The sequence below is a fragment of the Pseudomonas sp. FSL R10-0056 genome, assembly GCF_009600105.1.
GTDB classification, from domain to species: Bacteria; Pseudomonadota; Gammaproteobacteria; order Pseudomonadales; family Pseudomonadaceae; genus Aquipseudomonas; species Aquipseudomonas bubulae.
Genome location: NZ_WIWL01000208.1, coordinates 16,802 through 28,538 on the forward strand (window position 1 = coordinate 16,802; position 11,737 = coordinate 28,538).

Annotated in this window: 16 protein-coding genes and 1 tRNA gene; 9 read left to right on the forward strand and 8 right to left on the reverse strand. The window is 58.2% G+C overall.

Annotated features, from left to right (window positions below):
• The first annotated feature begins 50 nt into the window (after positions 1-50).
• Both GHO42_RS19880 and GHO42_RS19885 read left to right on the forward strand, forming a co-directional pair.
• The gene (locus GHO42_RS19880) at positions 51-1,358 is read left to right on the forward strand and encodes an MFS transporter (protein ID WP_153328887.1); all 1,308 of its coding nucleotides are present in this window, start codon (positions 51-53) and stop codon (positions 1,356-1,358) included.
• A gap of 107 nt (positions 1,359-1,465) precedes the next feature.
• Positions 1,466-2,137 carry a YceH family protein gene (locus GHO42_RS19885; RefSeq protein WP_095021190.1) on the forward strand — a complete coding sequence of 224 codons (672 nt, stop codon included), beginning with the start codon at positions 1,466-1,468 and terminating at the stop codon, positions 2,135-2,137.
• Between the two features lie 39 nt (positions 2,138-2,176).
• On the opposite strand, the gene GHO42_RS19890 is transcribed toward GHO42_RS19885, so the two are convergent.
• Complete coding sequence (locus GHO42_RS19890; protein WP_095018962.1) at positions 2,177-2,995, reverse strand: shikimate 5-dehydrogenase; 819 nt, start codon at positions 2,993-2,995, stop codon at positions 2,177-2,179.
• A gap of 231 nt (positions 2,996-3,226) precedes the next feature.
• Between GHO42_RS19890 and GHO42_RS19895 the strand changes: the two genes are divergently transcribed.
• From GHO42_RS19895 to GHO42_RS19905, 3 genes are all read left to right on the forward strand, one after another.
• Positions 3,227-3,577, forward strand: a complete 351-nt coding sequence (locus tag GHO42_RS19895; RefSeq protein WP_095002284.1) for a hypothetical protein — start codon at positions 3,227-3,229, stop codon at positions 3,575-3,577.
• 156 nt (positions 3,578-3,733) lie between these two features.
• Positions 3,734-3,928, forward strand: a complete 195-nt coding sequence (locus tag GHO42_RS19900; RefSeq protein WP_016780355.1) for a hypothetical protein — start codon at positions 3,734-3,736, stop codon at positions 3,926-3,928.
• A gap of 94 nt (positions 3,929-4,022) precedes the next feature.
• On the forward strand, positions 4,023-4,217 hold the full coding sequence (locus GHO42_RS19905) for a hypothetical protein (RefSeq protein WP_095002283.1): 195 nt from the start codon (positions 4,023-4,025) through the stop codon (positions 4,215-4,217).
• Here the strand turns inward: GHO42_RS19905 and GHO42_RS19910 are convergent.
• Complete coding sequence (locus tag GHO42_RS19910) at positions 4,165-4,476, reverse strand: AzlD domain-containing protein (protein WP_095002282.1); 312 nt, start codon at positions 4,474-4,476, stop codon at positions 4,165-4,167. The genes GHO42_RS19905 and GHO42_RS19910 overlap by 53 nt on opposite strands.
• A complete protein-coding gene (locus GHO42_RS19915; RefSeq protein WP_153328883.1) occupies positions 4,473-5,168 on the reverse strand; it encodes an AzlC family ABC transporter permease in 696 nt (231 codons plus the stop codon). The genes GHO42_RS19910 and GHO42_RS19915 overlap by 4 nt, the downstream gene beginning before the upstream one ends.
• A 205-nt stretch (positions 5,169-5,373) precedes the next feature.
• Here GHO42_RS19915 and GHO42_RS19920 point away from each other — a divergent pair, with 205 nt between their 5' ends.
• On the forward strand, positions 5,374-5,892 hold the full coding sequence (locus GHO42_RS19920) for a Dps family protein (RefSeq protein ID WP_095002281.1): 519 nt from the start codon (positions 5,374-5,376) through the stop codon (positions 5,890-5,892).
• A 285-nt stretch (positions 5,893-6,177) separates the two neighbouring features.
• On the opposite strand, the gene GHO42_RS19925 is transcribed toward GHO42_RS19920, so the two are convergent.
• A complete protein-coding gene (locus GHO42_RS19925) occupies positions 6,178-7,119 on the reverse strand; it encodes a class I SAM-dependent methyltransferase (RefSeq protein WP_153328881.1) in 942 nt (313 codons plus the stop codon).
• Positions 7,120-7,338: 219 nt separating this feature from the next.
• Here GHO42_RS19925 and GHO42_RS19930 point away from each other — a divergent pair, with 219 nt between their 5' ends.
• From GHO42_RS19930 to pbpG, 3 genes are all read left to right on the forward strand, one after another.
• The gene (locus tag GHO42_RS19930; protein ID WP_153328879.1) at positions 7,339-7,890 is read left to right on the forward strand and encodes a DUF2975 domain-containing protein; all 552 of its coding nucleotides are present in this window, start codon (positions 7,339-7,341) and stop codon (positions 7,888-7,890) included.
• A 9-nt stretch (positions 7,891-7,899) separates the two neighbouring features.
• Positions 7,900-8,109: a helix-turn-helix transcriptional regulator gene (locus GHO42_RS19935; protein ID WP_095002278.1), complete on the forward strand. Its 210-nt coding sequence runs from the start codon at positions 7,900-7,902 to the stop codon at positions 8,107-8,109.
• 278 nt (positions 8,110-8,387) lie between these two features.
• Entirely contained in the window at positions 8,388-9,326 is a 939-nt protein-coding gene (pbpG, locus tag GHO42_RS19940) for a D-alanyl-D-alanine endopeptidase (protein ID WP_095021194.1), read from the forward strand.
• Between the two features lie 140 nt (positions 9,327-9,466).
• Here the strand turns inward: pbpG and GHO42_RS19945 are convergent, their stop codons facing one another.
• The 4 genes from GHO42_RS19945 to GHO42_RS19960 form a co-directional block, all read right to left on the reverse strand.
• Positions 9,467-9,919, reverse strand: a complete 453-nt coding sequence (locus GHO42_RS19945; protein ID WP_016780349.1) for an Hsp20 family protein — start codon at positions 9,917-9,919, stop codon at positions 9,467-9,469.
• Between the two features lie 122 nt (positions 9,920-10,041).
• A complete protein-coding gene (locus GHO42_RS19950; protein WP_095018966.1) occupies positions 10,042-11,001 on the reverse strand; it encodes a tRNA-dihydrouridine synthase in 960 nt (319 codons plus the stop codon).
• Positions 11,002-11,074: 73 nt separating this feature from the next.
• Positions 11,075-11,509 carry a thioesterase family protein gene (locus tag GHO42_RS19955; protein WP_095002275.1) on the reverse strand — a complete coding sequence of 145 codons (435 nt, stop codon included), beginning with the start codon at positions 11,507-11,509 and terminating at the stop codon, positions 11,075-11,077.
• A 151-nt stretch (positions 11,510-11,660) separates the two neighbouring features.
• Positions 11,661-11,736: transfer RNA gene (locus GHO42_RS19960), tRNA-Glu, on the reverse strand.
• Position 11,737: the final 1 nt, after the last annotated feature.

The following is an 11,737-nucleotide window of genomic DNA, read 5'->3' on the forward strand; positions in this document are numbered from 1 at the left end:
CCCATCTGGTGTATGAAGATCAACCCCAAGCTCAGCCCCTGGACACCCATATGCCCTCTGCTCATCCCTCTACAGTTCCAGCAGCGGACCCGACCCAGGCGCTCTATCGCAAAATCACCCGCAAACTCATTCCCTTTCTCTGCTTCTGTTATCTGGCCGCTTATCTGGACCGGATCAATATCGGCTTCGCTAAATTGCAGATGCTAGGTGACCTACAGTTCAGCGAAACCGCATTTGGCCTGGGGGCGGGACTGTTTTTTGTCGGCTATATCCTGTTCGAGGTACCCAGCAATCTGCTTCTGGAGAAAGTCGGCGCCAGGGTCTGGATAGCCCGGATCATGATCAGCTGGGGCCTGCTTTCGGCCTGCACCCTGCTGGTCACCACGCCTGCCCAGTTCTATGTTGTACGCTTTCTGCTGGGGGTGGCCGAAGCCGGTTTTCTGCCCGGGGTGCTGTATTACCTGACCACCTGGTTCCCGACCCAGCGACGGGGCCGCATCATTGCCCTGTTTATGATCGGCATGCCGCTATCCAGTGTCGTCGGCGGGCCACTGTCGGGCTGGATCATGGTCGCCTTCGACAATACGGCGGGGCTGCGCGGCTGGCAGTGGCTGTTTGTGCTTGAGGCGATCCCCAGCGTATTGCTGGGCATCCTGACCTTCTGGGTTCTGCCAGACAGCCATCACACGGCAAAATGGCTGAGCGCCGACGAAAAAGCGTTACTGGAACAGCAACTGCACCAGGACAACGCCGAAGGCCAGAACAGCAAGCACAGTTTTCGCGACGGGTTCTTTAACCTCAAGATCTGGATGCTGGGGGGTATCGACTTCTCCATCCTGCTCAGCGCCTACGCCATGGCGTTCTGGATGCCGACGTTTATCCGTAACGCCGGTGTGGCCGACAACTTCCATATTGGCCTGCTCACCGCCCTGCCCAGCGTTGCCGCCCTGATCGGCATGCTGATGATTGGCGCCAGCAGCGACCACCATCGAGAACGCCGCTGGCATATCATTGTGCCCTTTGTGATTGGCGCGGCCGCCATGGCAGCCAGCACTTTTTTCAGCGACAACCTGCTTGTGATCGTTTTGCTGTTTGCCATTGCCTCGGCCGCCATCATTGGCGCCGTACCGGTGTTTTTCAGCTTGCCGGCCACCTTTCTCAAGGGCCGCGCTGCCGCTACCGGCTTCGCCCTCGCGTGTTCGCTGGCCAATATCGCAGGGCTGGTGAGCAATTCCCTGATGGGCATCGCCATCGACGTAACGGGCAGCAGTTCCGGTGCGTTGTGGTTCTTCGCCGGTTGCCTGCTAGTGAGCTGCCTGCTGGTGATCGCGCTGCCTGCCAAAGTGGTTAACCGCTGACACGCAAAAAGACTCTCTGCCACAGACGGGGCTAGATGCCAGTCGCTCTACCGCGCAAAAAACACCACAATGGTCGCTGGCAACGGTTACTCAAATTGGAGATGAAAATGGACGTTCCCGCTGATCAGTTCTCAGAACAGGTACCAAACGATGCTGACGCAGGACCTCTGCTCAACAGTACCGAGATCCGTATTCTCGGCTCCCTAATCGAGAAACAGGCCACCAACCCGGAAACCTACCCGCTGACGCTCAATGCTCTGGTGCTGGCGTGCAACCAGAAAACCAGCCGCGAGCCGGTGCTCAACCTGACCCAGGGCCAGGTCGGGCAAAGCCTGCGCGCCCTCGAAGGGCGTGGCTTTACCCGCCTGGTGATGGGCAGCCGCGCTGATCGCTGGGAACACAAGGTCGACAAGGCGCTGGAGCTGGTGCCTGCGCAAGTGGTGTTGCTGGGCCTGCTGTTCCTGCGCGGTCCGCAAACCCTCAACGAGTTGCTGACCCGCAGTTCGCGCATGCACGACTTTGAAGACACCGAACAGGTCCAGCATCAGCTTGAACGCCTGATTGCCCGCGACCTGGCCCTGCTGGTACCGCGTCAGAGTGGCCAGCGAGAAGACCGTTACATGCACGCCCTGGGCGACCCGGCCGATATCGAAACCATCATGACTGCACGCCAGCAACCTGCAGAACGCTCAAGCGCGCAGGCAATCTCGATAGAGCGTTTCGAAGCCCTTGAGGCGCGCATTGCAGCCCTCGAAGCCCGTCTGGCAGAGCTGGAGTAAAAGCGTTTTGGGGGCGAGCTCACTCGCCCCCAATCGCCATCAGCTGCGCGCGAATGCCACGGCCGCCTGGAACTGCTCGGCGGTGGGCCGCACACCGGTGTACAGCACAAACTGCTCCAGGGCCTGAATGGCAATGACCTCAAGCCCGGTGATGACCTGCTTGCCCTGGGCACGACCGCGCACGATCAGGGGTGTTTCAACCGGGATCGCCACCACGTCGAAGATAATATCCGCACGATCAATGGCATCTGCCTCGAAAGCCAGATCATCGGCCTCGGCTCCGCCCGCCATACCCACCGGTGTAACATTGATCAGCATGTGCGGCCTGCGCTCGCCCAGCTCAGGCTGCCATTCATAACCGCAACTTGCCGCCAGCGCCGCCCCTGTTGCCTCGTTGCGCGCAACGATCAGGCCATTGCGATAACCGCCATCGCGCAGGGCCGATGCCACCGCCTTGGCCATGCCGCCACTGCCGCGCAGGGCAAAGGTCGTGTCTTTGGGCACTTTATGGCTGCCCAGCAGTTGGGCAATGGCTATGTAGTCGGTGTTATAGGCCTTGAGGTGGCCGTCGGTGTTGACGATGGTGTTGATCGAGGCAATGGCCCGGGCTGACGTGTCCAGTTCGTCCACCAGCTCGATGCAGGCCTCCTTGAACGGCATCGACACGCCGCAACCACGAATGCCCAATGCCCGGATACCGGTCACTGCGCCCGCCAGATCCTTGCTGCTGAAGGCCTTGTAGTAAAAGTTCAAGCCCAGTTGTTCGTATAGATGATTATGAAAACGCAGCCCGAAATTACCCGGTCGACCCGACAACGATATGCACAGTCGGGTGTCTTTGTCCGGATTCATTTGCATGCTCATCTCCTTGCTGAATGCTTTTAGATGGACGGCACAAGCCGTACCGGGAGTTTTGTTGGATCATAGTGGAGCGCCAACGCTGAATCGTCTCAGCGCCCGCAGACCTTACACAAAATTTACCCGGGCGCTTCGCAGTTTTTAAAATAAATACGGTCTTAATGTTATCCCCGGGTTTAACTGCGGTCTGGTGCAGGCCGAATCGTCGGGGCGGGAATTCGAGGAATCGTCATGATGCGTAGCATCCCCAAAATCGCTTTGCTTATCGGCACCCTGGCTGTTGCAGGGCAGGCATCGGCCCATGGTGGCTGGGGCCCCGGGCCTGCAATTTTTGGCGCGGTGGTGGGTGCCGCGGTGGTTGGCTCGGTTATCGCAGGCCACGAACAGCGCCCGGTTTATGTGCAGCAACCGGTGTATGTGCAGCCACAGCCGGTTTACGTTCAGGCCCCACCTGTTTATTACCAACCGCAACCGGTGTATGTCCAGCCGCCCCAGCCCGTTTACTATCAGGGCTACTACGGTCGACCGCAACCGGTGTACTACGGCCCGCCACGGGGTTACTACGGCCCGCCGCGCTGGTAACCGGTGCTGGCAGCCGGCAGGCTTGGGCAGCTGCCGGCAGGTCCGGATAGATCATGTGAATGTCGCGGACAAGACACCGTAACGCCCCGGACTGCGGCATCATGCAGCTTGGCTGGCGCAACAATCGGCACATTCATAAAAACAAGGACGACCTTTATGCCTACACAAAACCCGCACCATATCGTCGGGCTCTGCACCTCCAGCAAGGTGTACAACACTCTGACCGAGCTCAAGCAGCTCGAAGGTCACCGCACCGCCAAACTGCTCTCCCTGCTGACCCAGCACCTGGTTCGCGAAGGGCTGCTGAGTGATCAGGAAGTGATGCACATGCTCGATCAGGTGGTTGACTGACACCTCATCGACATCAATGACCACTATCACGCGCAATGATTTCTTGCGCAGCGGCACAGCCCGTAAGGTAGCGCCATTGTTGAAGGAGGTCTGTATGCCCAAGATTCATGTCATGTCGGTGATCGGCAGTGCCGTTCCCGCCCCGCTGCGTGCCGACGGCCTGCTGGCATGCTGGTATGTGGTCAGTGACGGCGTTGCCGTCAGCGGCCCGTTTACCTCGCGTGCCGCCGCCCAGCTCAAAGCCACCAGCGAAACAGATAAAACAGCGCCACACTCAACGCGACACTGAGCAGCACATTGCGGCTCCACAGCATCAGCCCGATGGCGCACAACCCGGCCAGCAGGTAGGGGTTGGCCAGGCTCAGATCCAGCTGATGGTCCTTGACGAAAATGATCGGCCCGCAAATCGCCGTCAGCATCCCTGGTACGGCAAAGCCCAAAAATTCCTTCACCCCGCGATTCAGGCGAATCGGCAAGCGTGGCTCCAGAAACAGGTAGCGGTTGAAAAACAGGATCAGCGTCATCCCGCCAATAATTGCCCAGATCATGCCCAGTACCCTCCCAGCCGCTTGCAGGCATAGCCCGCGACCATACCCGCCAACCCGGCCAGCACAATCGCCGACTCCCACTGCCAGTGACTGAACACCACCACCGTGAACAAAGAGACCGCCACGCAGACCACGGTCGGGATATTGCGCACCACCGGGGTAATCAACGCGATAAAGGTGGCCGCGATCGAGAACTCCAGCCCTAGCTGATCCAGCCCTGGGATGCTCTTGCCCAGCACCACGCCCAGCAGGGTGAAAATATTCCAGCCCACATACATGCACAGCCCCACACCCAGGGCATACCAGCGATTGAAGGTGTTCTGGTCGAAGGGGCTGACCAGGGCAAAGAACTCATCGGTGAGCAAAAAGCCCAGCCCGAAGCGCCATTTGGGCTCGAGCGGCGCCACCAGCGGGCGCAAGTGCATGGCATAGAGCAAGTGTTGCGAGGTCAGCAGCAAGGTGGTGACCAGAATCGAAATCGCACTGGCACCGCCCTTGATCATGCCAATGGCAACCAGTTGCGCCGCACCGGCAAACACAAACAGTGACAGCCCCTGGCTTTGCGCGGGGGTCAACTGGGCATCGATTGCGGTGGAACCGGCCAGCAGCCCCCAGGGGGCACACGCCAGGGTCAGCGGCAGGCAGGCAATTGCGCCGCGCATAAACGCGGTTCGAGCAAGGGCATTAGGCATCAAAAACATTCCGGCAGTAAGCAGCGGCAAAGGGTCGCAACATCAGGGTAAAAAGTCTTGAACGATCTTGCTCTGCTGCCCTCATAACTTGACGCGGCCCGCGTGAAAACAGCCCGCCGCGTTTGACGAGAGAGCAAACCTGGTCTTTAGTCAGCCGCATTCAAGAGACGTTAATTCCGATCAACCGCTGCCACGAGGAACCACCATGAAAGACCTGAAATCCGCCAAGGAAAGCAGAAAGGCCGATCTGCGGACACCTACGGCACTGAGCGAAAAAGCCTGTATCGATATCGCAGCCGAAGTGAACGCGCTGCTCGCAGACACCTTCGCCATCTACATGAAGACCAAGAATTTCCACTGGCACATGTCCGGCCCGCACTTCCGTGATTTCCACCTGCTGCTCGACGAGCAGGCTGACCAGATCTACGCGACCACCGATGCCATCGCCGAGCGTGTGCGCAAGCTGGGGCGCACCACAATCCGCTCCATCGGCCACATCAAGAAGCTGCAACGCCTGCTGGACAACGACGCCGACTTCGTGACGCCGGAAGACATGCTGGCAGAACTGCGCGAAGACAATATCCAGCTGGCCGCCTATATGCGTGAGACTCACGACATGTGCTCCGAGCTGGGCGATGTGGCGACTACCAGCCTGCTGGAAAACTGGATCGACGAGGCCGAGCGCCGCGTGTGGTTCCTGTTTGAGTCGTCGCGTACCAAATAACCCCTGCGTAGCAGCTGCCGAAGGAACGAGGCTGCGTTCGATTGCCAAGCGATCGTAAAACCAGAGCATGCGGTTTATCTGTAAAAACCTGTGCTCTGACTTTACGACGGCTTCGCCGCCGGACGCAGCCTTGTTCCTGCGCCAGCTGCTACGGTCACGAGCACCCGCAGAACCATGAATTTTGTTTCACAGTCTTCGAACGCAACGAGCGGTATATTGGCTGCGCTCATTGCTCATTCAATGAACCCCTTGCCCGCACCTCCCCTGCGGGCTTTTTTTCGCCTGTCAAACGCCCTGCCTGAACACCAGCGCTTTGAGGCCGCACTCGACATCGGCGTCCGGGAACTCCGGCGGGTTGTCCAGGCGCTGAACAAAACGCAGGATCGGCGCATCACGGGTCACGCCATCGATCAAAAAATCCGAACCCAGTGCCGGGTCATTCATGCACGCCAGTACTGTGCCGTTTTCACTGAGCAACTCCGGCAGTCGGCGCACCACGCGCTGGTAGTCCTTGGTCAGCAAAAAGCTGCCTTTCTGAAATGACGGCGGATCGATGATCACCAGATCGTAAGGCCCGGTGCTTTTCACCTTGCCCCAGGACTTGAACAGCTCATGACCCAGAAACGTCACCTTGCTCATGTCATGCCCGTTCAGGCGATGGTTGTCGCGGCCACGGCTCAGGGCCGCACGGGACATGTCGAGGTTGACCACATGCTGGGCGCCGCCTTCTATGGCGGCCACTGAAAACCCGCAGGTATAGGCAAACAGGTTCAACACTCGCTTGCCCCCGGCATTGGCCCTTACCCAGTCACGACCATAACGCATGTCCAGGAACAGGCCGTTGTTCTGTTTGCGGCCCAGGTCCACGCGATAGCACAATCCGCCTTCAGTCAGCGTCCACTCGTCAATTGCCTCGCCCACCAGCCACTCGGTGTCGCTTTGCAGCGTATAACGATGTTGCAGCACCAGTGTGTGTGCACCGCTGGCCTGCCACGCGGCTGACTGAACAATGGCCTGCAGCAGTTGCTTGAGTGCAGCCAGTTGCAGGGCCTCGGGCTCCTTGAATAGAGAAACCAGCACCACGCCTTGCAACCAGTCCACCGTCAACTGCTCAAGCCCGGGCCAGCAACGTCCACGCCCATGGAACAAACGCCGGGTTTCAGCAGGCACAGCCTGCAGTGCAGTCAATAAGTGCTGGTGCAGGGTGGTTAACGCTTCAGGAGTCATCAGGCCGACCGGTCAATTTCAAGGGGCCGGCATTTTACACAATTGCACTGCCCTGCCTAATCGGCACAGTGGAAATATTTGTTAATACAGAGGGTGATATTATCGTTTTACAATAATTTTTTATCGCAATACGATAGTTTCACTGCGCAGGGCAATACGCTTTCCCTGGGCGGATTCCGGGCTTTTTACAACCACAAGCAGAACCAGAAGGACTGTTCGATGAAAACCGATCCCCTTGCCAATCGCAGCCGCATCCTGGCCACAACCACGCTGGCACTTGTCGCGGGTATGTTGCTGGCCAATATCGCTTACTGGATTTTCCCCAACGCCATAGGCACTTATGTGGGCGGGTTCAACCTGAGCGCCATGACCGAAACACTGCAGGCCGACATCCCGTTGATGCCCTGGTGGCAGGTTGCTGGTGCCATAATCCTGTCCAGCATCCCCCTGCTGATACTCGCCAAAGGCTTGCTGGCCCTGCGCAGCCTGTTTCTGGCCTACAGCAAGGGCGAGTATTTCTCGACCGAATCTGCCGAGTTGCTGGGTAAAGTGGGTAAAAGCGTTTCTATATGGGTGCTGGCCAGCCTCCTGTTAACCCCGGTCATGAGTGTCTGGGTCACCATTTTGCGGCCTGCGGGCGAGCGCTTGCTCACGATCAGCTTCGAGCCGTCGCATCTTGTTGCCTTGTTCCTCTCGGCTTCCCTTATGATCATCGCCCGCAGCCTGTACAAGGCGTGTTCGTTGGCGCGGGAAAATCAGCAGTTCGTTTAAGAGGCCAAAATGCCGATCGAGATCAAGCTGGACGTCATGCTGGCCATGCGCAAGGTCAAATCCAAGGACCTGGCGCACAGGGTGGGCATTACCGAGCAGAACCTGTCACTGCTCAAGCAAGGGAAAGTAAAGGGCATCAGGCTGGCAACCCTGGAAGCCATTTGCATCGCACTGGATTGTCAGCCGGGGGACTTGCTGCATTATCAACCGGAATCGTAAGCACGCACGCCTGCGAGGCCAAGCCCTCGCAGGCGGCGCACCAGGCTCTGCCTGCCTGCACTTCAAAGCCTCCAGTCCGTTCAGCCAACCAACAGCATCCTCCTGCTAGGCTCGCCGCGGCACCCAACCTTTTTACCGGTATATTCGGATTTTCTCTGACAAACCTCTGCAAAATCAGGCATTTCTGCCGCCACTGATCCATACTGACTAAATGTAACGTCATGTGTATAACAGCCGTTGCAGCCCGGTACTTCCCAACCCTTCTTGAGTCATTCTGCGTGAAAATTCATTTTTCCATTTTGAGCCTGTGTTTAGTTCTGGCAGGCACCAGTGCTTCTTCAATCGCCGCAGCGGCTGAAAGCACTTCGGCCCCACGGGATACCTCGCAACTGCACATCGCCTCAGGCAGTGCGCTGCTGATCGACCTGCAAACCAACAAAGTGATTTTTGCCAGCAACCCTGACGCCATCGTGCCAATTGCCTCCGTCACCAAATTGATGACCGCCATGGTAGTGCTGGATGCCAAGCAGTCGATGGACGAATCCATTTCGGTCAATATCAGCGACACCCCGGAGATGAAGGGCGTGTTTTCGCGGGTAAAAATCGGCAGCGAGCTGTCGCGTCACGAAATGATGCTGATCACCCTGATGTCTTCGGAAAACCGCGCAGCCGCCAGCCTTGCCCACCACTATCCGGGGGGTTATGTAGCCTTTATCGCGGCGATGAATGCCAAGGCCAAAAGCCTGGGCATGATGAGCACTCACTATGTTGAGCCGACCGGGTTGTCGATCCACAACGTATCCACTGCCCGCGACCTGAGCAAGCTGCTGGCAGCGGCGCGGCATTACCCGATGCTCAGCCAGTTGAGCACCACCAAGGAAAAGACCGTGGCGTTCCGCAAACCCAACTACAGCCTGGGTTTCAGCAACACCGATCACCTGGTCAGAAAAGACAAATGGAATATCAAGATCACCAAGACCGGCTTTACCAATCAGGCCGGTCATTGCCTGGTGCTGGTGACTGAAATGGGTGGGCGCCCGGTGTCCCTGGTCATTCTGGATGCCTTTGGCAAGTACACCCACTTCGCCGATGCCGGTCGAATTCGCAACTGGGTGGAAACCGGCAAAAGTGGCGGTGTGCCCGATGTAGCCCTGCGCTACAAAGCCGAAAAAAACCTGCAGAAAAACCAGCTGACAGCAGGTCAGGCGGGTAAGTGAAGAAGTGCGGGTGAGATGAAATGCAGGCACTTGCCCCGGGGAGAGGATCGGGGACAAATGCCTGCGTACTGCTCGTTACAAACTGCGGATAGAAAGAACCCCGTCACCTGGACGGGGTTCTTGCCTGGCACATGCTCAGATCAGTTTTGCAGAGCAGGCTGCGAATCCCCATTGATCGGGATGCGTTTGGCTTTTGCCTCTTCCGGCACCACCCGCTGCAGGTCGATGCTCAGCAAACCATTGCTCAGGTTTGCGCCTTTGATCTCGATATGATCGTCAAGGCGGAAGGACAATTTGAATGCCCGCTGTGCAATACCTTGATGCAAGAAGGTCACGCCTTCTTCGCTGGTGCTTTCGCGTTTGCTGCCGCTGACGCTCAGCACACCTTTCTCTACTTGCAGGTCCAGATCATCTTGCTGGAAGCCTGCAGCTGCTACCACGATGCGGTAGCTGTCTTCACCCCGTTTTTCAACGTTGTAAGGTGGGTAGCCGCCGCTTGAATCGTTGCGCAGTGCGGTTTCAAACAAATCACTAAAACGGTCAAAGCCGACAGAATTACGGAACAGTGGCGCCATTGAAAAAGCGTTGCTCATAATTTCATCCTCCTGATTTCAGCGAGATTTTGTTACGCGACCCGGTTTCGGCATCGCGTACCCCTTAGATAGGGACCGTCAAAACCATTTCAAGGCTTTTTTTGAAATTTTTTTCAGACGCTTCAAGCCACATCGACAGGCGGGTTGTTGACCATGTGCCGGACCTTCTCACAGTCTGTTTCACGACGCATGGCATTGAACAACACCACCGCTTCAGGATAGTTGCGGGTCAACATTGCCAGCCACTGCTTGAGCCGCCCCGGTGCCGAGCGCGGGGTCAGCTGGGCTTCGGCCTGGGCCCAGAAGTCGCGGATCATGGGCTGCAAATCGGCCCAGGTCATCGGCACTACCTCAACACCGGCGCGGGCAGCGGCAATTTGCGCGGCCAGATCGGGGCGCGACACCAGGCCACGGCCGAGCATGATGTCTTCAGCGCCACTGATTTCGCGGCAACGACGCCAATCTTCAACCGACCAGATATCGCCATTGGCAAACACCGGCACCTTGACCGCTTCCTGCACCTGGGCAATGTATTCCCAATGCGCAGGCGGCTTGTAGCCATCCATTTTGGTCCGCGCATGCACCACGATCTGGCTGGCGCCGCCTTCGGCCAGGGCGATTGCGCACTCATTGGCGCTGTCGGGCGTGTCGAAGCCCAGGCGCATCTTGGCGGTGACCGGAATATGCGCAGGCACGGTGCGACGCACTTGCAGCAAGATGGCGTGCAGCAGTTCGGGCTCCTTGAGCAACACCGCCCCGCCACGGGACTTGTTCACGGTCTTGGCCGGGCAACCAAAATTGAGGTCGATCACCCCGCTGCCCAGCTCACAGGCCAATGCCGCGTTATCGGCCAGGCACGCCGGGTCCGAGCCCAGCAACTGCACGCGCAGCGGCACGCCGGAACGCGTTTGCGCACCGTGCTGCAACTCGGGAGCGAGTTTATGGAAGTAGGCTTCGGGCAAAAGCCGTTCGGTGACCCGAATAAATTCGGTCACGCACCAATCAATACCGCCGGTGCGGGTCAGGACATCACGCAGGATGTTGTCGACCAACCCCTCCATCGGCGCCAAAGCAATTTGCATGGGTGACTCTCATGAAAAACGTGCGGAAGTTTACGCGGTTCTGCGGGCAATCGGTATGCGCAGGCGCTGACGGTCAGGCCGTCACGACAGCCGGGCCATAACCGTCAAGGAACTCGGGCGGCAGGCGCCTGGCCTTGCCCGTGGACAGTTCAATGCAGACAAAGGTGGTTTGGGCACGCAACAGGGTCACACCATCGCAGGGGCGCACCAATTGAAAGTGACGGGTCATGCGCAGGCGCTGGTCACAATCGACAATCCAGGTGGCTAGCTGCAGCTCATCGCCTTCGTAGGCGCTGGCCAGATAGTCGATTTCATGACGGGAGACCGCCATGGCGCGGTCGAGGCGACGGTACTCGGTGAGGTCCAGCCCCAGGCGCTGCGAGTGGCGCCAGGCGCAGCGTTCCAGCCAGACCACATAGGACGCGTTATTGGCATGACCAAACCCGTCAATGTCTTCGGCCTGCACCTGCAGGTCAATGATAAACGGCGCTGCCAAATCCCAACTCATGCCTTGTCTCCCTGTACATAAATAAGGAGCGCAGTGTAACGCAGAGGGGGCGACGGGAAACTTGAAGAGCAGGAATTAAAAAACTGCAGACAAACAAAAGGGTCATTCAATAATCGAATGACCCTTATAAATCCCGCAAAGCGGGTAATCGTGGCGTCCCCTAGGGGACTCGAACCCCTGTTACCGCCGTGAAAGGGCGGTGTCCTAGGCCACTAGACGAAGGGGACA

What these genes read in the sequence shown, in the direction of transcription:
- GHO42_RS19880 (WP_153328887.1), top strand. Translation starts at nt 51, where the DNA reads ATGCCCTCTGCTCATCCCTCTACAGTTCCAGCAGCGGACCCGACCCAG.
- GHO42_RS19885 (WP_095021190.1), top strand. Translation starts at nt 1,466, where the DNA reads ATGGACGTTCCCGCTGATCAGTTCTCAGAACAGGTACCAAACGATGCT.
- GHO42_RS19890 (WP_095018962.1), bottom strand. Translation starts at nt 2,995, where the DNA reads ATGCAAATGAATCCGGACAAAGACACCCGACTGTGCATATCGTTGTCG.
- GHO42_RS19895 (WP_095002284.1), top strand. Translation starts at nt 3,227, where the DNA reads ATGATGCGTAGCATCCCCAAAATCGCTTTGCTTATCGGCACCCTGGCT.
- GHO42_RS19900 (WP_016780355.1), top strand. Translation starts at nt 3,734, where the DNA reads ATGCCTACACAAAACCCGCACCATATCGTCGGGCTCTGCACCTCCAGC.
- GHO42_RS19905 (WP_095002283.1), top strand. Translation starts at nt 4,023, where the DNA reads ATGCCCAAGATTCATGTCATGTCGGTGATCGGCAGTGCCGTTCCCGCC.
- GHO42_RS19910 (WP_095002282.1), bottom strand. Translation starts at nt 4,476, where the DNA reads ATGATCTGGGCAATTATTGGCGGGATGACGCTGATCCTGTTTTTCAAC.
- GHO42_RS19915 (WP_153328883.1), bottom strand. Translation starts at nt 5,168, where the DNA reads ATGCCTAATGCCCTTGCTCGAACCGCGTTTATGCGCGGCGCAATTGCC.
- GHO42_RS19920 (WP_095002281.1), top strand. Translation starts at nt 5,374, where the DNA reads ATGAAAGACCTGAAATCCGCCAAGGAAAGCAGAAAGGCCGATCTGCGG.
- GHO42_RS19925 (WP_153328881.1), bottom strand. Translation starts at nt 7,119, where the DNA reads ATGACTCCTGAAGCGTTAACCACCCTGCACCAGCACTTATTGACTGCA.
- GHO42_RS19930 (WP_153328879.1), top strand. Translation starts at nt 7,339, where the DNA reads ATGAAAACCGATCCCCTTGCCAATCGCAGCCGCATCCTGGCCACAACC.
- GHO42_RS19935 (WP_095002278.1), top strand. Translation starts at nt 7,900, where the DNA reads ATGCCGATCGAGATCAAGCTGGACGTCATGCTGGCCATGCGCAAGGTC.
- GHO42_RS19945 (WP_016780349.1), bottom strand. Translation starts at nt 9,919, where the DNA reads ATGAGCAACGCTTTTTCAATGGCGCCACTGTTCCGTAATTCTGTCGGC.
- GHO42_RS19950 (WP_095018966.1), bottom strand. Translation starts at nt 11,001, where the DNA reads ATGCAAATTGCTTTGGCGCCGATGGAGGGGTTGGTCGACAACATCCTG.
- GHO42_RS19955 (WP_095002275.1), bottom strand. Translation starts at nt 11,509, where the DNA reads ATGAGTTGGGATTTGGCAGCGCCGTTTATCATTGACCTGCAGGTGCAG.